Consider the following 25,482-nt stretch of genomic DNA (forward strand, 5'->3'; position numbering starts at 1 on the left):
TGACGTCAAGGCGGTGTCACCGGCTGCGGAATCCGCTCGCGGCGCAACAGGTAAAGACCGCTGCCGACAACCACTGCCGCACCCGCCCAGACGGCCATGCCCGGCAACTGGCCGAAAATGGCGAGGTCCAGCAGCAGGCCCCAGAACAGGCTGGAGTATTCGAACGGTGCCACGATGGAGGCGGGGGCCCGCTTGAAAGCCTCGGTAATCAGCAACTGCCCCAGTGCGCCGGTGACGCCCATGCCAAGCAGCCACCAGGCATCGCCCGCCTGCAGGGGCACCCAGCCGGGCGCGGCCAGTGCCCCGGCGCCAATGGCCAGGAAGACCACGAACCAGAAAGCCATCGCCGCCGAGGTGTCGGTCCTGCCCAGCAGGCGCACGCTCAGGACATTCAGGGCATAGCAGGTCGCGCCGACCAGGGCGGCGACGGCGCTCCAGCCTATGGTGTTGAAGCCTGGCCGCAAGGCGATCAGCACGCCCCCAAAACCGATGGCAATGGCCAGCCAGCGTTGCCACTCGACGGTTTCGCCCAGCAGCGGCACGGACAGCGCCGTGATCAACAAAGGTGCGATGAAGAACAGCGTGTAGGTCTCCGACAGCGGCATCTGGCTGATGGCGTAGATGAAGCTGGTCAGCATGATCACCGCCAGCGCGCCGCGCATGAGGTGCCAGCGCCACCGCACGTTCACCAGCGTGGTGAAGCCGCGCTCGCGCCACCAGACCCAGGCCAGCAGGAAGGGGATCGATACCAGCCCGCGCAGGGCAGCCACCTGCAGCGGCGGATAATGGCCGGACAACTGCTTCATGGTGCCATCCATCAGCGACAGGCTGGCCATGGCGGCCAGCATCAGCAAGATGCCCTGGATGTTGCTGTTGCGCATGCGAAAGGCCTGCCAGTCGGTGATCGAAAGTGGCGGGATTCTAGCGAGTCTCGGCGCCCTGCTACAGCTCTCATGCGCAAGGGCAAAAAAAAACCGCTCAATTGTCGAGCCCGATTGTCCTAAGTCATTGTTTTTCAAGCGCAGGCAGGGTTTCGGCGCCGCGCCGCGGGGTTGCCCCGGCAGGGGCTTTTCGGCGAAAATGCGCGGCTTCACCGAGCAGGGAGTCCCGATGTCTTCACGACGCGAACTTGCGAACGCCATTCGAGCGCTCGCCATGGATGCCGTTCAGTCGGCCAATTCAGGTCATCCAGGCGCCCCGATGGGCATGGCTGACATTGCCGAAGTGCTCTGGAACGATTTCCTCAAGCACAATCCCGCCAACCCCGACTGGGTCGACCGCGATCGCTTCGTGCTGTCGAACGGCCATGGCTCGATGCTGCTTTATTCCCTGCTGCATCTCAGCGGCTATGAGCTGTCCATCGACGACCTCAAGAACTTCCGCCAGTTGCACGCCAGGACACCGGGTCATCCGGAATACGGTTACGCCCCGGGTGTCGAGACGACGACCGGCCCGCTGGGCCAGGGCCTGGCCAATGCCGTCGGCATGGCGCTGGCCGAAAAGATGCTGGCCGCGCAGTTCAATCGCGACGGGCACGACATTGTCGATCACCACACCTGGGTGTTCATGGGCGATGGCTGCCTGATGGAAGGCATTTCGCACGAGGCCTGCTCGCTGGCCGGCGTCATGGGCCTGGGCAAGCTGATCGGCATTTACGACGACAACGGCATTTCCATCGACGGTGAAGTGGACGGCTGGTTCCGTGACGACACGCCAGCGCGCTTCGAAGCCTACGGCTGGCACGTGATTCGCGATGTCGATGGTCATGACGCCGACGCCGTCAAGGCGGCCATCGAGAAGGCGAAAGCCGAGACGAACAAACCGACCCTGATCTGTGCCAAGACCGTCATCGGCTTCGGCTCGCCGAACAAGGCCGGTACCGAGGGCGTGCATGGTGCCGCGCTGGGTGAAGACGAGGTGGCGGCCTCTCGCAAGGAGCTTGGTTGGGAGCACGGTCCTTTCGACATTCCCGAGTCGATTTACGCCGGCTGGGATGCGAAGGAAAAGGGCCAGGCTGCCGAAAACGACTGGGATGTGAAGTTTGCACGCTATGCCGAAGACCATCCGGAACTGGCTGCCGAATTCACCCGCCGCATGCAGGGCGCGCTGCCCAGGGACTGGCAGGCCAAGTGCAGCGAGCTCGTTAAAACCATGCTGGAAGGCCAGGACAAGGTCGCCACGCGCAAGGCCTCGGAAATGGCCTTGAACATCATCGGCCCGGCACTGCCGGAGATGGTCGGTGGTTCGGCGGACCTGACCGGCTCCAACAACACCTTCTTCAAGGGGTCCAAGGCAATCAGTGCCGACGACGCCTCCGGCAACTACCTGTTCTACGGCGTGCGCGAATTCGGCATGGCTGCCGCGATGAACGGCATGAGCCTGCACGGCGGGTTCATTCCCTACGGCGGCACCTTTCTGGTGTTCTCGGATTATTCGCGCAATGCCATTCGCATGGCCGGCATCATGAAGCAGGGCGTCGTGCACGTCCTGACCCATGATTCCATTGGCCTGGGCGAAGACGGCCCGACCCACCAGCCGGTGGAGCATGTCGCTTCGCTGCGCCTGATTCCGAATGTCTCGGTGTGGCGCCCCTGTGACACGGTCGAAACCGCGGTCGCCTGGCAGCAGTCGGTCGAGCGCCGTGACGGTCCGAGCGTGCTCGCGCTGTCGCGCCAGGGCCTGCCCTACATGCCGCGCAGCAAGGATGCCGTCGAGAACATCGCCAAGGGCGGCTACATTCTCAAGGACTGCGAAGGCATGCCGGAACTGATCCTGATCGGCACGGGTTCCGAAGTGGAACTGTGCATGCAGGCCGCCGAGCAGCTGGCGGCGGATGGAACCGCCGTGCGTGTCGTGTCGATGCCGAATACCAAGGTGTTCGACCAGCAGGACGAGGCGTATCGCGCATCGGTCCTGCCGCGTGAAGTGACCAGGCGCCTGGCTGTCGAAGCCGGTGTCACTGACGGGTGGTGGCGATTCGTCGGCACCGAGGGTCGCGTCATCGGCCTGGACCGCTTCGGCGAGTCCGCACCGGCCAAGGCGGTATTCGAGTACTTCGGCTTCACGACGGACAATGTCGTGAAGCAGGCAAAAGCATTGTTGAACTGATTTTTTGACTTCACTGATTGGGAGATAGAGACATGGCGATCAAGGTAGCGATCAATGGTTATGGCCGCATTGGCCGCAACGTACTGCGCGCGCTGTACGAATCCGGGCGCACCGGCGAAATCCAGATCGTGGCGATCAATGACCTGGGTGATGCGGAAACCAATGCCCACCTGACCCGCTTCGACACTGCGCACGGCAAGTTCCCGGGCGATGTGTCGGTCGAGGGCGAGCACATGGTCGTCAACGGCGACAAGATCAAGGTGCTGGCCGAGCGCGATCCGGCCAAGCTGCCCTGGGGCGAGCTGGGCGTCGATGTGGTCATGGAATGCACCGGCTTCTTTGCCAGCAAGGAAAAGGCTTCGGCCCACCTGCAGGGTGGTGCCAAGAAGGTGATCATTTCCGCCCCCGGCGGCAATGACGTCGACGCGACGATTGTCTATGGCGTCAACCACGACACCCTGAAGGCTTCGGATACCGTCATCTCGAACGCTTCGTGCACCACCAACTGCCTGGCACCGCTGGTCAAGCCGCTGCACGACGAGATCGGCATCGACACCGGCCTGATGACCACCATCCATGCCTACACCAACGACCAGGTGCTGACCGACGTGTTCCACAAGGACCTGCGTCGTGCCCGTTCGGCCACCATGTCGATGATCCCGACCTCCACCGGCGCGGCCAAGGCTGTCGGCCTGGTGATGCCGGAACTGAACGGCAAGCTGGATGGTTACGCCATGCGCGTGCCGACCATCAACGTGTCCATTGTCGATCTCGCCTTCGTCGCCAAGCGCGATACCACGGTCGAGGAAGTGAACGACATCCTGAAGAAGGCCTCCAACGGCGCGCTGAAGGGCATCCTGAACTACAGCGATGGCCCGCTGGTATCGATCGACTTCAACCACGATCCGGCGTCGAGCACCTACGATGCAACGCTGACCAAGGTTGCAGGCAAGCTGGTCAAGGTCTGCTCCTGGTATGACAACGAGTGGGGCTTCTCCAACCGCATGCTGGATACGACGGTTGCGCTCTTCAATGCGAAGTAAGTCGTACTGATGCGTGTTACGAGCGAATCCGCTTCGGCGGATTCGCTCTTTTTGAATCAAATGGAAGCAATGCAATGAACATCACCAACATGACCGACCTCGATCTCAAGGGAAAGCGCGTACTGATTCGCGAAGACCTGAACGTGCCGGTCGCCGACGGCAAGGTCACTTCGGATGCGCGCATCCGTGCCGCACTGCCGACCATCAAGCTGGCGATGGAGCAGGGCGCGAAGACGATGCTGATGTCGCACCTCGGACGTCCTGAAGAAGGTGTCTACGCCGAGGAATTTTCGCTGGCCCCGGTTGCGGAGCGCCTGACCGAGCTGCTGGGTGTGAAGGTGCGCCTGGAGAAGGACTGGCTGGACGGTGTCGAGCTGGAAGACGGTGACGTCGTGCTTTGCGAAAACGTCCGCTTCAATGCCGGTGAAAAGAAGAACGACGATGCACTGGCAAAGAGGATGGCGGCGCTGTGTGACGTCTATGTCATGGACGCCTTCGGCACCGCGCACCGTGCCCAGGCTTCGACGCATGGTGTGGCGAAGTTCGCGCCGGTTGCGGCTGCAGGCCCGCTGCTGGCCAACGAGCTGGATGCACTGGGTCGTGCACTGGAAAACCCGGCCCGCCCGATGGTTGCCATTGTCGGCGGGAGCAAGGTGTCGACCAAGCTGACCGTGCTGGATGCGCTGTCGAAGAAAGTGGACCAGCTGATCGTGGGTGGTGGCATTGCGAACACCTTCATTGCGGCAGCCGGCCATAATGTCGGCAAATCGCTGTGTGAAGCCGACCTGATCCCGGAGGCCAGGCGCCTGACCGAAGCTGCTGCTGCCAAGGGTGGCGAGATACCCGTACCCAGCGATGTTGTCGTTGCACAGGAATTCTCCGGTGACGCCGAGGCTGATGTGCGGACCGTCGAAAACGTCGGCGAGACCGACATGATCCTGGATGTCGGCCCGGATACCGCCGAGTACCTCGCGGATATCCTGCGCAAGGCGGGTACCATCGTCTGGAACGGTCCGGTTGGCGTGTTCGAGTTCGACCAGTTCGGCGAGGGCACGCGCACGCTGGCACAGGCGATCGCCGATTCGTCGGCCTTCTCGATTGCGGGCGGTGGCGACACCCTGGCCGCGGTCGACAAATACGGTGTGGCTGACCAGATCTCCTACATTTCTACCGGTGGCGGAGCGTTCCTGGAGTTCCTGGAAGGCAAGACGCTGCCGGCGGTGGCTATACTGGAAGAACGCGCCAAGGTGGCCTGATGTTCGAACAAGCCCCGCGGTTGCGGGGCTTTTTTTGGTCAACGGAAGAGACAGGCACAAAGGGGAAAGTGCAGTGGCAAGACGGACCAAGATCATCGCAACACTGGGGCCGGCGACGGATGCACCGGGCGTGCTCGAGAAACTCATCGAGGCCGGTGTCGATGTCTGTCGCCTGAACCTGTCGCACGGCTCGCCGGACGACCACCGGGGACGGATGAATCGCGTCCGCGAAGCATCGAAGACGACCGGCAAGGCGGTGGGTGTCTTTGCCGACCTGCAGGGTCCGAAGATCCGGATTGGCAAGTTCGCCGCCGGCTTCACGGAGCTCGTTGACGGCGCGTCCTTCGTGCTGGATGCCGAGCTAGACGAGACCGCAGGCACGGATACCGCGGTCGGTATCACCTACAAGGAATTGCCGGATGATGTTGCGCCGGGCGACCGCCTGTTGCTCGATGACGGCCTGATCGTCCTGGAAGTCGAGAAGGTGTCTGGCAGGCAGGTGCACTGCACCGTCGAGGTCGGCGGTCGACTGTCCAACAACAAGGGCATCAATCGCCAGGGCGGTGGCCTGAGTGCGCCGGCATTGACCGACAAGGACAAGGCCGATATCAAGCTGGCGGCCGATCTCGACGTGGATTACGTCGCCATTTCCTTCCCTCGCGACGCCAACGACGTGCAACTGGCCCGTGATCTCGTCTGGGATACCGGATCCCGCGCCGGCATCATCGCCAAGATCGAAAGGGCCGAGGCAGTCGATCGCATCGAGGAGATCGTCGAGGCCTCGGATGCCGTGATGATTGCGCGCGGCGACCTTGCTGTCGAAATCGGCGATGCCGAACTCCCGGCCGTGCAGAAAAAGATCATCCACGTGGCCCGCGACCTGAACAGCGTTGTGATCACGGCCACCCAGATGATGGAGTCGATGATCAACAACCCGGTTCCCACCCGAGCCGAGGTGCTGGACGTTGCCAATGCGGTCATGGACGGTACCGATGCCGTCATGCTGTCGGCGGAAACCGCCGCCGGCAAGTACCCGGTAAAGACGGTCGAGGCCATGGCGCGTGTCTGCGTCGGGGCGGAGAAACAGCGCATGACCCAGCGCTCCAAGCATCGCCTGAACAGCCATTTCGAACGCGTCGACGAGGCCATTGCCATGGCGGCCATGTACACGGCCAATCACCTGGGCGTGGGCGCGATCATGTCCCTGACCGAGTCCGGATCGACCGCGCTGTGGATGTCGCGCATCCGCTCGGGCATCCCGATCTATGCCATGACCCGCCACGAGGCCACCCGGCGACGCGTGACCCTGTACCGGGGCGTTTACCCTGTCGAATTCGACATAATCCATTCGCATCCGAACAAGATCCTGGCGGATGCCACCAATCGCCTGGTCGCCATGGGGGCAGTGCAGAAGGATGATTTCGTGATCATCACCAAGGGTGATTTCACCGGGGTTGCCGGTGGCACCAATGCACTCAAGATTCTCAAGGTGGGCGAACACGAATCCGACGATTGAGCCAGGCCAGGCTGCCCTGCACCGGGATTCCGAAAGGGCAGGGGTGGCTTGTCGCGTCCGTCAACTGGGTTAGACTGCTGGTATGAAAGGTCGCAGGAAAGAAGATCAGCCGAGGGAGTCGGCCATGGGCAAGGTGGCGCGCAAGGCGCTGATTGCCAGCGACGAACCGCACACTCGGCGAGAACTCGAAACCGCACTGCTGACTGCGGGATTCCAGACGCTGTCGGTCGACAGCACGGACGAGGCTATCGATGCGCTGGATGCGCTGCCATCCATGGAAATCATCCTGGTTGACGAGTTGCTGCGAGGCAAGGGAGCCGCGCACCTCTTCGAGCACCTGGCGAAAAGTGCCGTGTTCGAAAACACGATCAAGATCCTGATCAACAGCCAGGTCGACAACGACCACGCACGCAAGGCGCTGGCATTGTCGGTGGATGACTGCATTGCCAAGCCGATCCAGGCTGACGAACTGAAATTGCGCCTGGCACTCTGGAAGAAGCTGGGAGAACTGGCAGGGAAGGTGGCAACGGTTGCCTCGCATGACCAGGTGACCGGGCTGTATTCCCACGGGCTCATTCTTGAAACCGCGCAGCACGAGCTGGACCGCGCGGCGCGCGACGAGACCCCTCTTTCCGTCCTCCTCACGGACATCGACAACCTGCGACAGATCAACGAGCACTTCGGCCACCAGATGGGCGACAAGGTCCTGTCCAGTGTCGCGCAGCGTCTCAAGGTCGCATTGCGTTCCTACGACCTCTCAGGTCGGTTCGGTGGTGAGGAATTTCTCACGGTGCTGCCGCGTTGCGGCCGGGCCAATGCGATGGAGGTGGGCGAGCGTGTCCGCCGCGCCGTGGCGGCCGAGCCTTTCCTGATCGATTCCATCAAGATGAATGTCACCGTCAGTGTAGGTGTGGCAACCACCATGGGGGACGAGCGTGTAGCCGCCCGGCGCATCATCCGGGCGGCCGACCACGCGCTTTACAAGGCCAAGCGCGAAGGTCGGAACCGGGTCGAAATGGCTGTCAGCCTGAAGACCTGGGCTGGCCAGTCGAACTGAGCGGCCAGCCCGTCGCGCTTCGTATCAGCCTGCCTCTGTTGCCGTAGCGGCATTCGCCTTCAGCAATTCGAGCACTTCTTCGGCATGCACGTCGGGGTCGACGTCTTCGTAGTGATGGAAGATCTCTCCCTGCGGGTTGATGATGAAGGTCTCGCGATTGGCTGTTTCGAAGACGATATAGGAATCAACGGCGTCATAGGCCTTGGCCACCTTGCCTTCGGTATCTGCCAGCAGCGGGAAGGGCAGGGAGTATTTCTCGGCAAACGCCTGGTGTGATTCGACGTCGTCCATGCTCACGCCAAGCACGGCGGCACCGAGCGCCTTGAAACGGAATATCTCGTCGCGGAAATTGCAGGCCTCGGTGGTGCAACCGGGCGTGTCATCCTTGGGGTAGAAATAGAGGACGACCCATTGTCCGCGGTAATCGGACAGTGACTGCCACTCCAGGTTCTGGTCCTGGAGCTTGAATTCAGGTGCCTGCTGTCCGACTTCGATACCGCCTGCCAGTGCGCCGGCACTCAGCAGGGCGGAAGCGATCAGGGTGTACAGGAAAGTCTTTCGGAATGCGCGCATGGCGTTCTCCTGTTGCGGGGGTAGGTGTCGTGCTGGTGGATGCGCCGCCGGCAATCGAGTGCCTGCCAGTCGGACTTGATGAACAGCGGGTACTATAGCGTACTTCGAACGACCCGCGGGCCATTGATGACCTGGGCTGCACTTGGCGGGCGTTGCGCAATCCACTCCATCAGCTTGTCCCAGTCTTCCCGGTCGGCGTCGGCGCGGGCATCTGCCAGCTCGTAAATGCCGATACCCTTTTCGGAGCAGCGCACGTAATTCTGCGTGTCACGAAAAGCAGTCACGAAGGGGATATGCAGGCTGGTGAGAAACTTTTCCAGCGAGCGGAACATCCGGGTGCGCTGCCTGGCGCGGTTGGCCACCACGGCAATGCGGTCTTCGCGGCGATCCAGCTTGGCGATGAGCAGCAGGTCGGAAATGCAACGCGAAGCGGCATGTATGTCGATATCCGATGGCATGACCGGAATGATGACGGCATGCGCATTGCGGGTGACTTCGGTCAATCCTTGCGGGTCCAGCGCTGCCGGCGTATCGATGACCAGCCGCTCGGTCTGCGTGGGTACGCGCAGCTGCCAGCTGCGAGTCACGCCAAGGTTGCGCTGGTAGGCTGCGATACCGTTGACGAAGGGCAGGTCCTCGGAACGCTTTGAAAGCCAGCGCATGGACGAGCCCTGCGAATCCTGGTCCATCAGCGTCGTCTGGTAATCGGACATGGCAAAGCGAGCCGCCAGGTTGGTGGCAATGGTGGTCTTGCCGCATCCACCCTTGGTGTTGAGAACCACGATTTTCTGCATGTCGAGACCGCTGCCTGCAAGTCGGCCTACGAGCATAGCGCAAGTACTGGCCGCTTTTCGAGAATGCGTGTCACAAAAGGCCTGTCGCGGCAGCTGGCTGCAGCCAGCCACGCTGTCGAAGTTTTCCTTCAGTCCCCTCGTATGTACCGTCACGCGCCTTTCGAGGCACAATAGCCACATGATCGAGGATGAAAAGCACACTTCGGGATTGATACTGACGGGTGGTGGTGCCCGCGCGGCCTACCAGGTCGGTGTACTCAAGGCGATGGCGTCCTGGGTCGAGAAGGACGCTCGCCTGCCGTTTCCCGTCATCACCGGGACTTCCGCCGGCTCCTTGAATACGCTGCTGCTGGCCAGTCGTGCCGCAAGCTTTCGCGATTCCGTATCACACCTGGAAGCTGTCTGGTCGAACCTGACCGTCAGCAAGATTTTCCGTAGCGACACGAGCACCATGCTGCGTACCACCGGTCGCTGGTTGCTGTGGTTGTTGCTCATGCGGCATCCCCGGTTTGCTCCACCGTCAATCCTCGATAACCGGCCATTGCGCCAGCTGATGGAGCTGCACATGCGACTGCCGCGCATCCAGCAGGCCATCGATACCGGTATCCTGGATGCCGTGGGTGTCACGGCGGCCGGCTATACCTCGGCACGCTCGGTCACGTTCTTCCAGGGGCGACAGGGCCTGGTTTCCTGGTCACGAACCCGCCGTGACGGCGTGATGGCCGACATATCCCTCGATCACGTCATGGCATCGTCGGCATTGCCGATCATTTTCCCGGCTCAACGCATCGGCAACGAGTACTTCGGCGACGGCTCGATGCGCCAGGCCGCACCGCTCAGCCCGGCCATTCATCTAGGCGCAACGCGCTTGCTGGTCATTGGCACGCGCAACGAGGATTACAATGCGGTGCGCAGCCAGTCGGTTGTCGGTTATCCGACCTTCGGCGAGATCGGCGGCTACATTCTCGACTCGCTGTTCATGGATGCGCTGTACACCGATATCGAACGCCTTCGGCGCATCAACGAGCTGGTGAGGCAGATCGGCCGCAAGCCGCGTGGTTCGCTGCGGCCGCTGTCGGAAATCGATGTGGCGGTCATGGTGCCGAGCCAGGACATTCGCGACATAGCCGAACGTCACATCCGTGACATCCCGCGCACCATGCGGGTGCTGCTGCGCCTGCTGGGTGCGACCGGACCGAAGGGAGCGCAGTTGCTCTCCTATCTTCTCTTCGATGGCGACTACTGTCGCGAGCTGATAGAGCTGGGATACCGGGATGCGCATGAACGGCGCCATCTGCTGGAACCGTTCCTGCCCAACGTGCTGGCGGATGCGACAAAGGCTGAGGCTGCGACGCCCGAGCCTCAGGTAAGGTAAATCGCCCCGAGCCCCAGGAAGGCCGTGAAGCCGATGACGTCGGTGATGGTGGTCAGTACGACGCTGCCGGCCAGTGCCGGGTCGATACCCAGGCGCTTGAGCAGCAGGGGAATGCCGACACCGGCAAAGGCGGCGGTCAGCATGTTGATGATCAATGCTGCCGCGATGATGGCGCCCAGCGGCACCGAATTGAACCAGAGGGCGGCCACGCTGGCGACGACCAGCGCCCAGGCAAGGCCATTCAGGGCTGCCACGGACAGTTCCTTGATCATCAGCAGCCGGGCGTTGGATTTCTCGACCTGGCCGAGTGCCAGGCCGCGGATGATGATGGTCAGTGTCTGGCTGCCGGCAATGCCACCCATGCTGGCGACGACCGGCATCAACACGGCCAGTGCGACGACCTCGTTGATGGTGGCCTGGAACAGGCCGACCACCCACGACGCTAGGAATGCCGTAGCCAGGTTGATGCCCAGCCACACGGCGCGGCGGCGGGCGCTGCGGGCCACCGGCGCGAACATGTCGTCTTCCTCGTCCAGGCCGGCCATGACCATCAATGAATGCTCCGCTTCGGAGCGGATGACGTCGACCACGTCGTCGATGGTGATACGACCCAGCAAGACGCCTTCTTCGTCGACCACGGGCGCGGACACCAGGTCGCGGTCCTCGAAGGTCTTGGCGACTTCGGTGGTCGGGGTTTCTGCAAGAATGCCCTTGACCTCCGTATCCATGACTTCGGCAACCGTCGTCTGGGGATCCGTGACCAGGGTCCGGGCAAGGCTCAGGGTGCCAAGCAGGCGACCATAGCGGTTCACCACGAACAGCCGGTCGGTGTCTTCGGGAATGCTTTCGTGCAGCCTCAGGTAGCGGGATACCACGTCAAGGGTGACGTCCGGGCGGATGGTCACCGTGTCGGTGTTCATCAGGCCGCCGGCGCTGTCCTCCGGGTAGGCCAGCACATCGGTCAGCAGGCGACGGTTCTGCTCGTCCATCGAGCGCATCAGCTGCTGCGTGACCTGCTCCGGCAAGTCGGCAAACAGGTCGGCGAGATCGTCGATATCGAGGTCTTCGGTTGCCGCAATCAGTTCCTCGGCATCCATGCCGCGAATCAGGCCGCCACGGACCTCGTCATTGACGTGCAGCAGGACCTCGCCATCGTCTTCGGCGTCGACCAGCTCCCAGACGATTTCACGTTCGGCGGGACGCAGCGATTCGAGCAGGTGGGCGATTTCGGCGGGGTGCAGGGAATGCATCATGCGCCGCACGCTGCGCAGCGTGCCGGACTCCAGCGCCTCGCGAATCAGCTCGAGGCGGCTGGCGGAGCTGACGCTGGATGCGGCTTCCGACATGCAAGAGTCCCCTGTTTGCGTGGTGTCCTGACTAGCTATCCCGATACCGACTGGCAGCGAGACCGTGCTTGCAACTGCCGCGAGTTTAGCGGCTGCCCCGGTTCGAGTCCATCGCGTCCAGGGTACGGGAAGGCGTCAGTTGTTGTTCGACAGCAGTGACAGCTGTTCGCCATAAAGCACTTCGGACAGGGTGGAATGGCGCACGGTGGTGTTCGGGTAATGAGGCGCAAAGTGCCGACCAAGCTGATCGGCGATGAACACCGAACGGTGCCTGCCGCCTGTGCAACCGATGGCGATGGTGAGGTAGTCACGATCGGCTTTCTCGAAACCCGGCAGCCAATGTTCGAGAAAACGAATGATGTCTTCCAGCATGTCGCGGACAGGTTTCTGCTCCAGCAAATAGCTGGTGATCTCCGGATCCCGGCCGCTGAGCGGTCGAAGTTCCTCGATCCAGTAGGGGTTCGGCAGCACGCGGACATCGAATACGAAATCGGCATCGCGCGGCGCTCCGTGCTTGAAGCCGAAGGAGTGGAACAGCAATGAAAGTTTCTGCTGACTCCCTTCCTGCAACCGGGCTTTCAGCAGCTGGCGCAGTTCGTGGACGTTCATGCCGGTGGTATCGATCATCAGGTCAGCATGATCGGCAATCGGGTCGAGCAGTTCTCGCTCAGCTTCGATGGCCTTCTCGATGCCGAGGCTGTCACCGGAGCGGGCACGGCCCAGCGGATGCATGCGGCGCGTTTCGTTGTAACGGCGAATCAGGTGATCGGTATCGGTGGTCAGGTAGATGATGCGGCAATCGATGTTTTCGTCACGCAAGTTGTTGACCAGCTCCGGGATGTCACGCATCTCGCTGGCGCCGGCGCGGACGTCGATGCCGATGGCGATCCGGCGTGACGGACCACCACTGCCCAGCAATTCTTCCTCGGCATAGGTCTTCAGCAGGCGCACCGGCAGGTTGTCGATGCAGGTGAAGCCCTGATCTTCGAAGGTATTCAGGGCTACCGATTTGCCCGAGCCACTGAGGCCGCTGACCAGGAAAAGTTGCATCGTCGACATTCCATGTTTTCGATGTTCATTGTGGCCGCTTTTCCAGCCAAACGAAAGACGGGTCCGGCGCGCGGAGGGCAAAAAAAGGCGGCCATTGGCCGCCTCGTGACAAGGTACGGGTCGTACGTCACATTTGTGCGTACTTGTGGGCTTCCTTCTGGTGGTGGTCCTTGAATTTTTCTTTCTGCTTGACCACCTGGCGGTCCATCTTGTCGATCAGGCCGTCAATGGATGCGTACATGTCGTCCTGGATGCACTCCGCATAGAGATGATGGCCCTTGAGATGCAGGCTGGCCTCGGCCTTGTGCTGCTGTTTTTCCACCGTAAGGATGACGTGGACATCAACGATGTGATCGAAATGTCGCTCCAGTTTTTCCAGCTTGGTATCCACATAAGATCGGAGGGCGTCCGTGACGTCGACATGATGACCGGTGATATTCACTTGCATGGTCCACTCCTTACCTGGTTACAGGTTGATTGCGGGTGCCTGTATCGACACTCTTCCTCAGATATGAAGCCGGGATGCGCATGGCTTCCCGGTACTTGGTGACGGTTCTTCGCGCCACCTCGATGCCCCGTTCCGTCAGCTCGTCGGCAATGCGGCGATCACTCATCGGTCGGGACGGATTCTCGTTCTGGATCATGTTGCGGATGACCGCGCGCACGGCCACCGGCGACGTTTCCGCTCCATCCTTGTTCTGTAATGGTTGCGAAAACAGGAATTTCAACGGGATGGTGCCGCGAGGCGTGTGCAGGTACTTGTTGGCGGTGACCCGGGAAACGGTCGACTCGTGCACCTCGGCTTGCTCGGCAACGTCCTTCAGCAGCAAGGGGCGCATGGCTTCATCGCCATTGTCGAAATAGTCCTGCTGGGCATCGACCGCGAGCGCAGCCACCCGGGAAAGCGTGTCATTGCGGACCGACAGGCTGCGTATCAGCCAGCGGGCCTCCTGCAATTGCGCCTGCATCTCCGGGCTCTTGTCCGAGGCCTGTCGCATAAGGCGGACATACTGGGTATTGAGACGGACACGCGGCAGGATTCGGACATTCAGCTCGACCTGCCAGCGACCCTTGTTGCGAATCAGCAACAGGTCGGGAATCACGTAGTCGTTGCGTTGTTCGCCGATGGCATCACCCGGTTTCGGGTCCAGCTCGCGAATCATGGCGAGGGCTTCTTCAACCATGTCGAGGTCACTGCCGCAGGCGGCTGCCAGTGCGGCCGTCGATTGCCGGGCCATCTGTTCAAGATGCCGCTCGACAATGCGCATGGCCAGTTCACGCCCTGGTCCCGGCGATTTCAGGCGGAGCTGGGCGAGCAGGCATTCCGACAGGTTGCGGGCTCCGACGCCCGGGGGGTCGAGCAGCTGGATCCGGGCCAGCACTTCTTCTGCCAGCTCGACGGGCTGGTTCTCTGCAGCTGCAAGCTCGTCGAGGGGTTCGCGCAGGTAGCCGTCGTCCTCGAGACTCTCGATGATGGCTGCGGCCAGTTGTGCTTCGGCGTCCGGCAGGCGAGCAAAGCGAATCTGCTGCGCAAGGTGGTCTTTCAGGTCAGGTGCGGCATCCGCATAGTTCTCGAGGGTATTGAAGTCGCCACCGGAAAACTGCCCGCCGTCATGATCCGGCCACTCGTCGCCCAGGCCCCCGTCGGGCAGTTCCCACTCGCCATCGGATGCGCCGTCATCGGCAGGGTCGGGGACATGCTCGGCGAGCTCGATATCGGCTTCGGAATTGGGGCCGAGGGGTTCGGCATCGACCTCGAGCATCACGTTGGCCTCGAGTGTCTGGCGTATTTCCTGCTGGAGTTCGAGTGCGGACAGCTGCAATAGGCCGATCGCCTGCCGCAACTGCGGCGTCATGGCGAGCTGCTGGCCGAGCCGCAGCTGAAGCGACGCTCTCATCGGATACTGCACTCCTCGCTTGCGATCCCGACCGAATCGCTGGCCGGGCAGGAGAAGGCTCGTGCTGCCCTCTCTCACTGTTAGTTATAGCCGAAAATCGTCGCCGAGGTAAACTTTCCTAACCTGTTGATTTTCAAGTATTTGTGAAGAATTACCCTCGGCTATGACCTGGCCTTCGCTGATTATGTAGGCCCGCTCGCAGATTCCCAGGGTTTCGCGCACATTGTGGTCGGTAATCAGGACGCCGATACCGCGTTCTTTCAAGTGGGTGACGATGCGCTGGATATCGATGACCGAGATCGGGTCGACACCGGCGAACGGTTCATCCAGCAGCACAAAGCGGGGATCGGCGGCCAGCGCGCGGGCAATTTCCACCCGCCGGCGTTCGCCGCCGGACAGGGCGATGCCTGCCGACTGGCGGATATGGCCAATATTGAGCTCCTCCAGCAGGGTCTCCAGCTTGTCCCGGCGCTGGGTCTTGTCGAGGTCCCGCCGGGTTTCGAGAATGGCCATGATGTTGGCTTCCACACTCAGCTTGCGGAAGACGCTGGCCTCCTGGGGCAGGTAGCCGACGCCGGCCTGGGCACGCGAATGCACCGGTTGTCCGGAGATGTCGGTGCCATCCAGCAATACACTGCCGCCATCGCGTGGCACCAGGCCGACGATCATGTAGAAGGAGGTGGTCTTGCCAGCCCCGTTGGGGCCGAGCAGGCCGACGATCTCGCCGGCATTGACGGTCAGCGACACGCCATTGACCACGGTGCGCTCCTTGTAGCGCTTCACCAGGTCGCGGGCTTCGAGCTTGTTGCCGGCTACGGTCATGGTTGTTCCTTGTCTGCCGACGCTGCTTGCGGCTTGTCGGCGGCCTTCTTCCGTGGTGTCAGGATGAACCGCACCCGTTCCGGTGTTTCCTTGTTGGATTGGGCCAGTACCGTGCGTGTATCGAGGTCGTAGCGAATGGTTTCGCCTTCGAAACGGTCACTCCCCTGGGTCAGCCAGGCCTTGCCGGTCAGCGTGACGACGTCGTTGGCCGCATCGTACTCGAGACGCCTTGCCTCGCCGGCCACCGGGGGCTTGCCGGTAGGTGCCTGGCTGAAGCGGACCGGGCTGCCGACCAGGGTTGCGGCTTCGACTTCCCCTTCGCTGGTTGCAAGGCGAATTTCGTCAGCACGAATGTCCAGCGTGCCGCGCTGGATTCGCGCGTTGCCGACGAACTTCGACACACCATTCGCAATGTCGGCTTCGAAGCCGTCGGCGGTGACCAGCAGCTCGTCGGCGCCAGCCGCAACAACCTGGTCGCCAGCAAACCCTTCGAGCGGGCTGGCGGCCAGGATCAGCAGGAGCAGGAGAACAGGACTATTTCTTGGCATAACGTGCTACTACCTCGCGTTCGATGGCGATGTATTGTCTTTGCATGTCCACCAGCAGGCCTTCTCCGCGAATGCTGCTTTCTCCCTGGCGAATCAGCACGGCTTCGTCGGATCGGGCGACTTCCTTGCCCGGGTCGAAAACAATGTGGCTGGTTTCAAGGGTCAGCTTCTGGTCGTTGCCCGCCTTGCTGAGTTCGACATCGCCACGGGCTTCCAGGATCTCGGTTTCACTGTCCAGTCTGCCGCTTGGCGCGCTCAGTTCCCAGCGTGCCTCATCGAGCTCGGCGACACTATGGAGGTCTGCGAGATAAATGTATGGATCGTCGGGAAAATGCTCGGCCCGGCGCGCTCGCAGGAAGCTGCCCGGCAGGCCGTCGGCGTCATGGCTGGTGATCAGCAGGTCGGTAAAGTAGCTGTCCGGTTGTCGTGCCTGTTCATCACTGTCGGGCTGGTTGCCAGCCTGCTGGCTCAGCCACCAGTAACTGCCAATGGCAGCAGCCAGCAGCACGGTGAAGGCAAGTCCGCGGGTGTCGATCATGCCGAATCGAGACGGGCAGCAAGCAGGAGGTCCGTGAATTCACGGACGGCACCGTCACCACCATCCTTGCCGGAACGCCAGACACACTTGCGAATGACTGCCTGATCGGCATTTCTCACGGTTGCCGGCAGTGCCACCATCTCCAGTGCGGAGATGTCCGGCAGGTCATCACCCATGTAGGCAGTTTCCGAGGCGGGAATCCCCAGTTCGTCCAGCAACTCCTGGAGCGCCGACCCCTTGTCTTCGCGATTGCGAATGATGTGCCGGATGCCGAGCTCTTCCATGCGGGTGTTGACGATCGGCGAGTTGCGACCGGTGATGATGCCGACTTTGACCCCGGCGGCCATCAACGCCTTGATGCCGTAGCCATCGCGAACATGGAATACCTTCATGCTCTCGCCGTCGGCGGTGTAGTAGAGATGTCCGGAGGTGAACACGCCGTCGACGTCGAACACGGCGAGGCGAATCCGGGCAGCTATGTCGTGCAGCTTGCGAATGTCCATTGCAGTTCCCGGTTTCAGACGATGCCTGCGCGGAGCAGGTCGTGCATGTTGAGTGCGCCGACCAGGCGGCCATCGTGGTCCACGACCAGCAGGCCGTTGATCTTGCTGTCTTCCATGATCTTCAGCGCTTCACCGGCGAGTATGCCCGGGGCTACCTGCTTGCCGCCTGGCGTCATGACATCGCGCACCTTGGTGGCGTGCACATCGAGCTTCCTGTCGAGGGTCCGGCGCAGGTCACCGTCGGTATAGACACCGATGACGTTGCTGTCGTCATCGAGGATGGCTGTCATGCCCAGGCCCTTGGCTGACATTTCCACCAGCGCTTCGCTCAGCAGTACGTCACCATTGACTCGCGGTACGGCATCACCGCTGTGCATGAGGTCTGAGACATGCAGCAGCAGGCGACGTCCCAGCGACCCGCCGGGATGCGAACGGGCAAAATCTTCCGCGGTGAAACCACGCGCTTCGAGCAGCGCGACCGCCAGGGCGTCGCCCATGGCAAGTGCGGCCGTGGTGCTGGCAGTCGGTGCCAGGTTCAGCGGGCAGGCTTCCTTGTCCACGCTGACATCAAGGTTCACGGTCGCCGTGGTTGCCAGTGTCGACGCGGGGTTGCCAGCCATGCCGATCAGCGGCACGCCGAGCCGCTTGATCAGCGGGAGGATCGTCAGGATCTCGCCGGTTTCTCCGGAATTGGAGATCGCAATGACAACATCGCCACCGGTAATCATGCCGAGATCGCCATGTGATGCCTCGCCCGGGTGCACGAAAAATGCCGGGCTGCCCGTGCTCGCCAGCGTGGCGGCGATCTTCGATCCGATATGGCCGGACTTGCCCATGCCGACCACGACGATGCGGCCCGTGCAGGCCAGGCAGATTTCGCAGGCCGTTTCGAAATCCTTGCCGAGGCGATCGGACAGTGCCGTCAGCGCGTCGCGCTCGACGTTGATGACGGCCTGTGCGTTTGCCACGAAATCGGGCGGCGATTTGCGATCAGTCATGGTGCCCCTCTTGTTGTTCTTCCTGGTGCCCTGGTCCAGGGCGGCACGCCAGGTTTGTCAGGTGAGGATACCGAAATAGAGGATGAGCTGGTATGCACCGAAAAGGGCCAGCAGTACCCCGCCCATGGGGCGACTGATCTTGCCCGGGCCGCCAATGCCGTAGGCGAGGCCGAAGAACAGCAGCGTCAGGCCCATCATGATGGGGAAGTCGCGGGTCAGCATTTCGGGGGGAATGGGCCCGGGGGCAATCGCACCCGGCAGGCCCATCACCGCCAGCAGGTTGAAGACGTTCGAACCCAGCACGTTGCCGATGGCAATGTCATGCTCGTTCTTCTTCGCCGCGACGATCGACGCGGCCAGTTCGGGCAGGCTGGTGCCGATGGCGACAATGGTCAGGCCGATGATCAGGTCGCTGACCCCGAAGGTCTCGGCGATATTCACTGCACCCCACACCAGCATGCGTGAACTCGCCAGCAGCACCACCAGCCCGACCACGGTCCAGGTGATGGCGCGCGGCAGCGGCATGTCGGCCGGGATTTCTTCCGTGAATTCGGCAATCAAGGGGTCGCTCGCCTTGGTGTCCCTGCCCAGCTTGATCAGCCAGACCAGGAAGCCGGCCAGCGCGGCGAGCAGCAGCACGCCGTCGATGCGGTCCATGCTGCCGTCAAGCAGCAGGGCGATCGACGCGATCATGATGGTCAGCAGCAGCGGCAATTCCCGTTTCAACGTGGCCGAGCGAACGTACAGCGGCGTGAACACGGCGGTCAGGCCGAGAATCAGCGCGATATTGGTGATGTTCGACCCGATGGCATTGCCCATGCCCAGTGCCGGATTGCCGCCAATTGCTGCCATCATCGAGACCAGGATTTCCGGCGCCGAGGTGCCGAAGCCGACGATGGTCAGGCCGACGATGAGCGGCGGCACGCCGAGATCCCGCGCAGTGGCGGCGGCGCCTTCGACAAAGCGGTCCGCACCCCAGACGAGGAGAACGAAGCCGGCAATGATGGCAGTGATGGATAGCAGCATCAGGTGTCTTTATCCGTTGCGGGAACGCCGCATGATATAGAGGCCGGGCGGTTGCTGCCAATCCCGGCGTGCATCACGCCGACCGTGAGCCCGCGGGCCGATTGAGGTATCATCGCCAGCCTCGTGAAGCTGCGCGAGCAGGCCAGGCGGCCCGGCGCAGCAGGGCTGATAGCGGAGATGTTGCATGACAGCAGAAGAAATCCAGCGAATGATCGAGGCCGGACTGCCGGAAGCCAGCGTCGAGGTCCGCGGTGACGATGGCCAGCATTTCGAAGCCACCATCGTTTCGCCCGGTTTTGCAGGCCAGAACACCATCGCCCGTCACCGCCAGGTCTATGCTGCCCTGGGCGACAAGATGGGTGGCGAGATCCATGCGCTGTCGATGCGCACGCTGAGTCCCGAAGAGGCCGACTGAGCCATTCGATCCCACGCATTTAGGAGCCACACTTGGACAAGCTTTTAATCGAAGGCGGTGCGCGCCTCGAAGGTGAAATCCGGATTTCCGGCGCGAAGAACGCGACCTTGCCCATCATTGCCGCCACGCTGCTGGCCGATGGCCCGGTGACGGTCGGCAACGTGCCGCACCTGCACGACGTCACTACCACCATCGAACTGCTGGGCCGCATGGGTGTCAGCATGACCATCGATGACCGCATGCGCATCGAATCCGACCCGACCACCATCAACACCTACCTGGCGCCGTACGAGCTGGTGAAGACCATGCGCGCTTCCATCCTGGTGCTGGGGCCGCTGCTGGCCCGTTATGGCGAAGCCGAAGTGTCCCTGCCGGGCGGCTGTGCCATCGGTACGCGACCGGTCAACCTGCATATCGAGGGCTTGCGGGCGATGGGCGCGGACATCGAGGTCGAGGGTGGTTACATCCGCGCCAAGTGTGATCGCCTGAAGGGCGCTGGCATCGTCATGGACACGGTGTCGGTGACCGGTACCGAGAACCTGATGATGGCCGCTGCGCTGGCCGATGGCGTGACCGTGATCGAAAACGCGGCACGCGAACCGGAGGTCGTCGACCTGGCGGAGTGCCTGAACAAGATGGGCGCGAAGATTTCCGGCGCCGGCACCGACACCTTGCACATCGAGGGCGTGAAATCGCTGTCTGGTACGGAATACATGGTCCTGCCGGATCGTATCGAGACGGGCACCTACCTGGTGGCCGCGGCCATGACGGGCGGTCATGTCAAGCTCAAGGACACCCGCCCCGATCTGCTGGATGCCGTGCTGGTCAAGCTGCGCGAAGCCGGCGCCACGCTCAACCTTGGTGATGACTGGATCGAGCTGGACATGAAGGGCAAGCGTCCCAAGGCCGTGTCGATGCGGACCGCGCCGTATCCGGCGTTCCCGACCGACATGCAGGCGCAGTTCACGGCGCTGAATGCCGTGGCCGAGGGCACCGGCACGATCACCGAGACGGTGTTCGAGAACCGCTTCATGCACGTGCTGGAAATGCAGCGCATGGGCGCCAACATCAAGCTGGAAGGCAATACCGCAATCATCACCGGCGTGGAGCAATTGAAAGCGGCACCGGTGATGGCGACCGACCTGCGTGCATCGGCCTCGCTGGTGCTGGCTGGCCTGATGGCCGAAGGCACGACCGAAGTCGAGCGCATCTACCACATCGATCGCGGGTATGAATGTATCGAGGAGAAGCTGCAGGTGCTGGGCGCCAGGATTCGTCGCGTACCCGAGTAGGCGGCGTCCGACGCCGGCAAATGACCATGGCCCCTTGAGCGATCAAGGGGCTTTTTTTGTGCGTGACGATCAGCGCAGTGCTTGCGGGTTGCGCTCGGTGACCGTGGCGGTCACCACGAATACCTCGCCGCCACGAACGCCGCGAATTCGCAGGTACTGGCCGGGCGGCGTGGAGGCGACAATCGCCAGTCCGCTGCGGGCATCTTCGATGCGCTGGTCGTTCAGGTGGGTGATGATGTCACCGACCTCCAGCCCGGCGCGCTCGGCGGGCGAGGCGGCGTAGACGTCCTTGACGATCACGCCGCGCGTATCGAGCAGGTCGAAGGCCTCGGCCAGCTCCGGCGTCAGGTCCTGCGGGTCCACGCCCAGCCAGCCACGAATCACCCGACCATGCTCGACCAGTTGCTGCATCACGCCCCGCGCCAGGTTGACCGGTACCGCAAAGCCGATGCCATTGGAGCCGCCATCGCGCGAGAAAATGGCCGTGCTGATGCCGATCACTTCGCCGCGGGTGTTGATCAGCGCGCCACCCGAGTTGCCGGGGTTGATCGCCGCATCGGTCTGGATGAAATTCTCGAAATTGGAGTGGCCGAGATAATTGCGCCCGGTTGCACTGATGATGCCCTGGGTCACCGTCTGACCGACGCCGAAGGGATTGCCGATGGCCATCACCACATCACCCACCCGCAGGTCATCGGAACGACCGAGGGACACCGTCGGCAGGGTGGAAAGGTTCACTTTCAGCACGGCAAGGTCGGTATCGGGGTCGACACCGACCACATCGGCCTGCGCCACCCGGCCGTCTGCCAGCGCAATCTGGATGGCCTCGGCGCCTTCGATGACATGGTTGTTGGTGACGACATAGCCATCCGGGCTGATGATCACGCCGGAACCCAGCGTGGTTTCGATGCGATCCAGTCCGGGAATGTCTTCCAGGCTGCGTCGCAACTCCGGGTTGTCGATGGACGGGAGGATGGCATTGCGGCTGCGCCGGGCAGAGTGGATGTTCACCACGGCCGGTGCGCTGATGGCCACGGCGTCGGCATAGGAAGCCACCTCGCCGCCGGCTGGCAAACCCGTGCTGGCCGCGCCGCCATTGGCGAGCAGCTCCGGCTTCAACCAGATGACCACGAAGGCCAGCGCCAGGCCGGCCGTGATGCTCTGGAACAGGAAGATCAGTGACTTTTTCAGTGACATCATCTACTTAGCGCAGCCTCCCTGGCTGTTTTCAGGCCTCCGGCATGGCCGTGTCCCCATGATGAAAAATCCCCGCTGCAAAGCTTACACGAGACCGTTTGCTATGGTCAGGTCGCGCGCCGGACGTGTATAATGCCGCATTCCGTGTCTGCGTACACGAGACCGGAAATCGAATTTTTTCAATTGCTTGCATTCGTGTCCTGCTGCCGGCTGGCAGGTTCAGACACGACCAGGTTTCAGGAGAGCTTTGGATGAGTACTGACGGCGTTGACCTCAATCGACGTCACTTCCTGACTGTCGCGACCTCCGTGGTCGGCGGCGTCGGGGTTGTGGCAGCGGCCGTGCCCTTTGTGGCTTCGATGGAACCGAGTGCCAGGGCCCGCGCGGCCGGTGCCCCGGTGGAAGTGGATATCAGCAAGATCGAGCCGGGCGCCATCATCAAGGTGGAATGGCGCGGCAAGGCCGTGGCGATCGTGAATCGCACCCCGGCCATGCTGGAACGTACCCAGGCCCTGGGTGCTGAAACCCTGCGAGACCCGGAATCCAAGGTCGAACAGCAGCCGAGCTATGCGACCAACGCATTGCGTTCGGTCAAGCCGGAAATCTTCGTCGCGGAGTCGGTCTGCACCCACCTGGGTTGTTCGCCGCAGTACCGCCCGGAAGTGGCACCGGAAGACCTTGGCCCCGACTGGAAGGGTGGCTTCTTCTGCCCCTGCCACGGCTCCAAGTTCGACCTCGCTGGTCGCGTCTACCAGGGCGTGCCCGCACCGACCAACCTGATCGTGCCGCCGTACACGTTCCTGAACGAAACGACGCTGCTGATCGGTGAAGACGGAGGTAAGGCCTGATGTCCGCGAATCCTGACTTCTTCGATCGCATGTCCAACGGCTGGGATCGCTTCATTGCCTGGATGGACGAGCGCGTGCCGCTCACCAGCTTCATGAAGAGCCAGCTGACCGAGTACTACGCCCCGAAGAACTTCAACTTCTGGTATTTCTTCGGCGTGCTGTCGCTGATCGTGCTGGTCAACCAGCTGGTGACCGGCATCTTCCTGACCATGAACTACAAGCCCTCGGCCGACGACGCTTTTGCCTCGGTCGAATACATCATGCGCGATGTGGAGTGGGGCTGGCTGATTCGCTACATGCACTCCACCGGCGCTTCGGCGTTCTTCGTGGTGGTCTACCTGCACATGTTCCGTGGCCTGATGTACGGCTCGTACAAGGCACCACGCGAACTGGTGTGGGTATTCGGCATGCTGGTCTACCTGATCCTGATGGCCGAGGCCTTTGCCGGCTACCTGCTGCCGTGGGGCCAGATGTCCTACTGGGGTGCGCAGGTGATCATCTCGCTGTTCGGTGCGATTCCGGAAGTGGGCGAGCCGCTGGCGCAGTGGATCCGTGGTGACTTCTACATTTCGGACATCACCCTGAACCGCTTCTTTGCGCTGCATGTGATCGCACTGCCGCTGATCCTGCTGTTGCTGGTGGTGTTCCACCTGGTGGCGCTGCGCCACAACGGTTCGAACAACCCGGACGGCGTCGAGATCAAGAAGCTGAAGGACGAGAACGGCATTCCGAAGGACGGCATCCCGTTCCATCCTTACTACACCTCCAAGGACCTGGTCGGCATCATCGTCTTCCTGATGGCCTGCTCGCTGGTGATCTTCTTCGCACCGGAGATGGGCGGCTACTTCCTGGAGCACGCCAATTTCGAGCCGGCTGACCGCCTGAAGACGCCGGAGCACATCGCGCCGGTCTGGTACTTCACGCCGTTCTACGCGATTCTCCGCGCCGTACCGGACAAGCTGCTGGGTGTCATCGCCATGGGTGCTGCCATCTTCCTGCTGCTGGTCCTGCCGTGGCTGGATACGCACAAGGTCAAGTCGATCCGCTACCGCAGCGTGCTGTACAAGGGCCTGCTGATCCTGTTTGCCATCACGTTCATCGTGCTGGGCTACCTGGGTCTGCAGCCGGCAACGCGTCTCTACTCGGAGTTCGCGCTGCGCATGTCGGAAATCTACTTCCTGTTCTTCTTTGTCTCCTGGGTCTATTCCACGGAGCGCACGCCGGGCTTCTACAAGGGTGCGACGGCGGCGGTACTGGCGATCATCACGCTGGCCGACCTGCCGCGCTGGACGGCCTGCGCTGCAGATGCCGCCAGCTGTTCGGCAACGTCGCTGGAAGGCAACGTGCTGCTGATGCAGTTCTGGCTGATCCCGGCCGTCTATACGGTCGTATTCCTGTTGCTGCCGGCGTTCACGCGCCTGAATGACTCGAAGCCTGTACCGGAAAGGGTGACCACGGAATGAAGACCATGACCAAGCAACTCATCAAGTCCCTGACCCTCCTGGTTGCCGGTTCGATGCTGCTGGGTGCGTCCGTCACTGCCAGCGCGGCCGGTGGCGTCAAGCCGAAGTACCAGGCCAGCGTCGACGTGTCGAATACCGACTCGTTGCGCCGTGGCTCCAAGTACTTCGTGAACTACTGCCTCGGCTGTCACTCGCTGAAGTACGTGCGCTACAACAGCCTGCTGGACGACCTGAACATCTCCGAAGAGCAGCTCTCCGCGCTGATGTTCACCCAGGACAAGTCCACCGAGATGATGACCATCGCGATGCCGGAAGGCGATGCCGAGCGCTGGTTCGGCATTGCGCCGCCGGATCTGTCGCTGACGGCGCGCTCCAAGGGCGCGGACTGGATCTACAGCTACCTCAAGACGTTCTATGTCGAAGAGGGTCGCCCGGCCGGCGTGAACAACCTGACGCTGAAGGGTGCGAGCATGCCGCACGTGCTGGCACCGTTGCAGGGTTACCAGCGTGCGGTGTTCGAGACCGTGACGGATGCCGAAGGCAATCCGCACGAGGAGTTCAAGGGCTTCGAGATGGTTACCGAGGGCAGCCTGTCGGCCGAGGAATACGATGCCGTGGTCAACGACATCACGACCTTCCTCGTCTACGTCAGCGAGCCCGTGCAACTCAAGCGCCAGAGCGTCGGTATCGGCGTGCTGGCCTTCCTGCTCGTCTTCTTCCTTTTTGCGTATTTCCTGAAGCGCGAAATCTGGAAGGACGTGCACTGATCGGATGAGTCCGGCTGCCGGGAGTGCATCCCGGCAGCCGTTCATCCTC

General features: G+C 62.1%; 25 protein-coding genes. 11 read left to right on the forward strand and 14 right to left on the reverse strand.

The window, feature by feature from the left end; translation table 11 throughout:
• Positions 1–5: 5 nt before the first annotated feature.
• Positions 6–881, reverse strand: a complete 876-nt coding sequence (locus R3217_02035; protein MDX1454214.1) for a DMT family transporter — start codon at positions 879–881, stop codon at positions 6–8.
• Between the two features lie 229 nt (positions 882–1,110).
• Between R3217_02035 and tkt the strand changes: the two genes are divergently transcribed.
• The 5 genes from tkt to R3217_02060 all read left to right on the forward strand — a co-directional run bounded on the left by tkt (position 1,111) and on the right by R3217_02060 (position 7,980).
• Positions 1,111–3,108, forward strand: a complete 1,998-nt coding sequence (tkt, locus tag R3217_02040) for a transketolase (GenBank protein ID MDX1454215.1) — start codon at positions 1,111–1,113, stop codon at positions 3,106–3,108.
• Between the two features lie 32 nt (positions 3,109–3,140).
• On the forward strand, positions 3,141–4,151 hold the full coding sequence (gene gap / locus R3217_02045) for a type I glyceraldehyde-3-phosphate dehydrogenase (protein MDX1454216.1): 1,011 nt from the start codon (positions 3,141–3,143) through the stop codon (positions 4,149–4,151).
• A 74-nt stretch (positions 4,152–4,225) separates the two neighbouring features.
• Positions 4,226–5,407: a phosphoglycerate kinase gene (locus R3217_02050; GenBank protein MDX1454217.1), complete on the forward strand. Its 1,182-nt coding sequence runs from the start codon at positions 4,226–4,228 to the stop codon at positions 5,405–5,407.
• Between the two features lie 73 nt (positions 5,408–5,480).
• Complete coding sequence (gene pyk, locus R3217_02055) at positions 5,481–6,923, forward strand: pyruvate kinase (protein ID MDX1454218.1); 1,443 nt, start codon at positions 5,481–5,483, stop codon at positions 6,921–6,923.
• Positions 6,924–7,047: 124 nt separating this feature from the next.
• Positions 7,048–7,980 carry a diguanylate cyclase gene (locus tag R3217_02060; protein MDX1454219.1) on the forward strand — a complete coding sequence of 311 codons (933 nt, stop codon included), beginning with the start codon at positions 7,048–7,050 and terminating at the stop codon, positions 7,978–7,980.
• 24 nt (positions 7,981–8,004) lie between these two features.
• Here the strand turns inward: R3217_02060 and R3217_02065 are convergent, their stop codons facing one another.
• Together R3217_02065 and R3217_02070 are read right to left on the reverse strand one after the other, a co-directional pair.
• Positions 8,005–8,553, reverse strand: coding sequence for a peroxiredoxin (locus R3217_02065; protein ID MDX1454220.1), 549 nt, complete (start codon positions 8,551–8,553; stop codon positions 8,005–8,007).
• 92 nt (positions 8,554–8,645) lie between these two features.
• A complete protein-coding gene (locus tag R3217_02070; GenBank protein ID MDX1454221.1) occupies positions 8,646–9,347 on the reverse strand; it encodes a ParA family protein in 702 nt (233 codons plus the stop codon).
• A gap of 178 nt (positions 9,348–9,525) precedes the next feature.
• On the opposite strand from R3217_02070, the gene R3217_02075 reads away from it, so the two are divergent.
• Entirely contained in the window at positions 9,526–10,722 is a 1,197-nt protein-coding gene (locus R3217_02075; GenBank protein MDX1454222.1) for a patatin-like phospholipase family protein, read from the forward strand.
• Here R3217_02075 and mgtE read toward each other — a convergent pair.
• The 10 genes from mgtE to R3217_02125 all read right to left on the reverse strand — a co-directional run bounded on the left by mgtE (position 10,710) and on the right by R3217_02125 (position 19,451).
• A complete protein-coding gene (gene mgtE / locus R3217_02080; GenBank protein MDX1454223.1) occupies positions 10,710–12,068 on the reverse strand; it encodes a magnesium transporter in 1,359 nt (452 codons plus the stop codon). The two genes, R3217_02075 and mgtE, sit on opposite strands and share 13 nt — an antisense overlap.
• 135 nt (positions 12,069–12,203) lie before the next feature.
• Positions 12,204–13,118, reverse strand: coding sequence for an RNase adapter RapZ (gene rapZ, locus R3217_02085; GenBank protein ID MDX1454224.1), 915 nt, complete (start codon positions 13,116–13,118; stop codon positions 12,204–12,206).
• A 127-nt stretch (positions 13,119–13,245) separates the two neighbouring features.
• Complete coding sequence (gene raiA / locus R3217_02090) at positions 13,246–13,566, reverse strand: ribosome-associated translation inhibitor RaiA (protein MDX1454225.1); 321 nt, start codon at positions 13,564–13,566, stop codon at positions 13,246–13,248.
• A 10-nt stretch (positions 13,567–13,576) separates the two neighbouring features.
• Positions 13,577–15,016 (reverse strand): RNA polymerase factor sigma-54, encoded by a 1,440-nt coding sequence (gene rpoN / locus R3217_02095; protein ID MDX1454226.1) that lies wholly within the window; start codon positions 15,014–15,016, stop codon positions 13,577–13,579.
• A gap of 84 nt (positions 15,017–15,100) precedes the next feature.
• Positions 15,101–15,838 (reverse strand): LPS export ABC transporter ATP-binding protein, encoded by a 738-nt coding sequence (lptB, locus tag R3217_02100; protein MDX1454227.1) that lies wholly within the window; start codon positions 15,836–15,838, stop codon positions 15,101–15,103.
• Entirely contained in the window at positions 15,835–16,386 is a 552-nt protein-coding gene (gene lptA / locus R3217_02105) for a lipopolysaccharide transport periplasmic protein LptA (protein ID MDX1454228.1), read from the reverse strand. Before lptA ends, lptB begins: the two co-directional genes overlap by 4 nt.
• Entirely contained in the window at positions 16,373–16,924 is a 552-nt protein-coding gene (gene lptC / locus R3217_02110; GenBank protein ID MDX1454229.1) for an LPS export ABC transporter periplasmic protein LptC, read from the reverse strand. The genes lptA and lptC overlap by 14 nt, the downstream gene beginning before the upstream one ends.
• Complete coding sequence (locus tag R3217_02115; GenBank protein ID MDX1454230.1) at positions 16,921–17,427, reverse strand: HAD-IIIA family hydrolase; 507 nt, start codon at positions 17,425–17,427, stop codon at positions 16,921–16,923. Before R3217_02115 ends, lptC begins: the two co-directional genes overlap by 4 nt.
• 14 nt (positions 17,428–17,441) lie before the next feature.
• On the reverse strand, positions 17,442–18,425 hold the full coding sequence (locus R3217_02120) for a KpsF/GutQ family sugar-phosphate isomerase (GenBank protein ID MDX1454231.1): 984 nt from the start codon (positions 18,423–18,425) through the stop codon (positions 17,442–17,444).
• Positions 18,426–18,482: 57 nt separating this feature from the next.
• Positions 18,483–19,451 (reverse strand): calcium/sodium antiporter, encoded by a 969-nt coding sequence (locus R3217_02125; protein MDX1454232.1) that lies wholly within the window; start codon positions 19,449–19,451, stop codon positions 18,483–18,485.
• 184 nt (positions 19,452–19,635) lie between these two features.
• Between R3217_02125 and R3217_02130 the strand changes: the two genes are divergently transcribed.
• Both R3217_02130 and murA read left to right on the forward strand, forming a co-directional pair.
• A complete protein-coding gene (locus R3217_02130) occupies positions 19,636–19,866 on the forward strand; it encodes a BolA/IbaG family iron-sulfur metabolism protein (GenBank protein MDX1454233.1) in 231 nt (76 codons plus the stop codon).
• A gap of 32 nt (positions 19,867–19,898) precedes the next feature.
• Complete coding sequence (gene murA / locus R3217_02135) at positions 19,899–21,158, forward strand: UDP-N-acetylglucosamine 1-carboxyvinyltransferase (protein MDX1454234.1); 1,260 nt, start codon at positions 19,899–19,901, stop codon at positions 21,156–21,158.
• A 69-nt stretch (positions 21,159–21,227) separates the two neighbouring features.
• On the opposite strand, the gene R3217_02140 is transcribed toward murA, so the two are convergent.
• On the reverse strand, positions 21,228–22,358 hold the full coding sequence (locus R3217_02140) for a trypsin-like peptidase domain-containing protein (protein MDX1454235.1): 1,131 nt from the start codon (positions 22,356–22,358) through the stop codon (positions 21,228–21,230).
• A 248-nt stretch (positions 22,359–22,606) separates the two neighbouring features.
• On the opposite strand from R3217_02140, the gene petA reads away from it, so the two are divergent.
• The 3 genes from petA to R3217_02155 are packed head-to-tail and all read left to right on the forward strand — an operon-like array spanning position 22,607 to position 25,433.
• Positions 22,607–23,203 carry a ubiquinol-cytochrome c reductase iron-sulfur subunit gene (gene petA, locus R3217_02145; protein ID MDX1454236.1) on the forward strand — a complete coding sequence of 199 codons (597 nt, stop codon included), beginning with the start codon at positions 22,607–22,609 and terminating at the stop codon, positions 23,201–23,203.
• Positions 23,203–24,666 carry a cytochrome bc complex cytochrome b subunit gene (locus R3217_02150; GenBank protein ID MDX1454237.1) on the forward strand — a complete coding sequence of 488 codons (1,464 nt, stop codon included), beginning with the start codon at positions 23,203–23,205 and terminating at the stop codon, positions 24,664–24,666. Before petA ends, R3217_02150 begins: the two co-directional genes overlap by 1 nt.
• Before the next feature lie 5 nt (positions 24,667–24,671).
• A complete protein-coding gene (locus R3217_02155) occupies positions 24,672–25,433 on the forward strand; it encodes a cytochrome c1 (GenBank protein MDX1454238.1) in 762 nt (253 codons plus the stop codon).
• Positions 25,434–25,482: the final 49 nt, after the last annotated feature.

This window comes from Gammaproteobacteria bacterium, from assembly GCA_033720895.1.
In the GTDB taxonomy this organism is placed as follows: domain Bacteria; phylum Pseudomonadota; class Gammaproteobacteria; order Natronospirales; family JAJUFS01; genus JAWWBS01.

Excerpts from the sequence above, each read along its gene's own strand:
- R3217_02035 (MDX1454214.1), bottom strand. The coding sequence starts at position 881 with ATGCGCAACAGCAACATCCAGGGCATCTTGCTGATGCTGGCCGCCATG.
- tkt (MDX1454215.1), top strand. The coding sequence starts at position 1,111 with ATGTCTTCACGACGCGAACTTGCGAACGCCATTCGAGCGCTCGCCATG.
- gap (MDX1454216.1), top strand. The coding sequence starts at position 3,141 with ATGGCGATCAAGGTAGCGATCAATGGTTATGGCCGCATTGGCCGCAAC.
- R3217_02050 (MDX1454217.1), top strand. The coding sequence starts at position 4,226 with ATGAACATCACCAACATGACCGACCTCGATCTCAAGGGAAAGCGCGTA.
- R3217_02060 (MDX1454219.1), top strand. The coding sequence starts at position 7,048 with ATGGGCAAGGTGGCGCGCAAGGCGCTGATTGCCAGCGACGAACCGCAC.
- R3217_02065 (MDX1454220.1), bottom strand. The coding sequence starts at position 8,553 with ATGCGCGCATTCCGAAAGACTTTCCTGTACACCCTGATCGCTTCCGCC.
- R3217_02070 (MDX1454221.1), bottom strand. The coding sequence starts at position 9,347 with ATGCAGAAAATCGTGGTTCTCAACACCAAGGGTGGATGCGGCAAGACC.
- R3217_02075 (MDX1454222.1), top strand. The coding sequence starts at position 9,526 with ATGATCGAGGATGAAAAGCACACTTCGGGATTGATACTGACGGGTGGT.
- mgtE (MDX1454223.1), bottom strand. The coding sequence starts at position 12,068 with ATGTCGGAAGCCGCATCCAGCGTCAGCTCCGCCAGCCGCCTCGAGCTG.
- rapZ (MDX1454224.1), bottom strand. The coding sequence starts at position 13,118 with ATGCAACTTTTCCTGGTCAGCGGCCTCAGTGGCTCGGGCAAATCGGTA.
- raiA (MDX1454225.1), bottom strand. The coding sequence starts at position 13,566 with ATGCAAGTGAATATCACCGGTCATCATGTCGACGTCACGGACGCCCTC.
- rpoN (MDX1454226.1), bottom strand. The coding sequence starts at position 15,016 with ATGAGAGCGTCGCTTCAGCTGCGGCTCGGCCAGCAGCTCGCCATGACG.
- lptB (MDX1454227.1), bottom strand. The coding sequence starts at position 15,838 with ATGACCGTAGCCGGCAACAAGCTCGAAGCCCGCGACCTGGTGAAGCGC.
- lptA (MDX1454228.1), bottom strand. The coding sequence starts at position 16,386 with ATGCCAAGAAATAGTCCTGTTCTCCTGCTCCTGCTGATCCTGGCCGCC.
- lptC (MDX1454229.1), bottom strand. The coding sequence starts at position 16,924 with ATGATCGACACCCGCGGACTTGCCTTCACCGTGCTGCTGGCTGCTGCC.
- R3217_02115 (MDX1454230.1), bottom strand. The coding sequence starts at position 17,427 with ATGGACATTCGCAAGCTGCACGACATAGCTGCCCGGATTCGCCTCGCC.
- R3217_02120 (MDX1454231.1), bottom strand. The coding sequence starts at position 18,425 with ATGACTGATCGCAAATCGCCGCCCGATTTCGTGGCAAACGCACAGGCC.
- R3217_02125 (MDX1454232.1), bottom strand. The coding sequence starts at position 19,451 with ATGCTGCTATCCATCACTGCCATCATTGCCGGCTTCGTTCTCCTCGTC.
- R3217_02130 (MDX1454233.1), top strand. The coding sequence starts at position 19,636 with ATGACAGCAGAAGAAATCCAGCGAATGATCGAGGCCGGACTGCCGGAA.
- R3217_02140 (MDX1454235.1), bottom strand. The coding sequence starts at position 22,358 with ATGATGTCACTGAAAAAGTCACTGATCTTCCTGTTCCAGAGCATCACG.
- petA (MDX1454236.1), top strand. The coding sequence starts at position 22,607 with ATGAGTACTGACGGCGTTGACCTCAATCGACGTCACTTCCTGACTGTC.
- R3217_02150 (MDX1454237.1), top strand. The coding sequence starts at position 23,203 with ATGTCCGCGAATCCTGACTTCTTCGATCGCATGTCCAACGGCTGGGAT.
- R3217_02155 (MDX1454238.1), top strand. The coding sequence starts at position 24,672 with ATGACCAAGCAACTCATCAAGTCCCTGACCCTCCTGGTTGCCGGTTCG.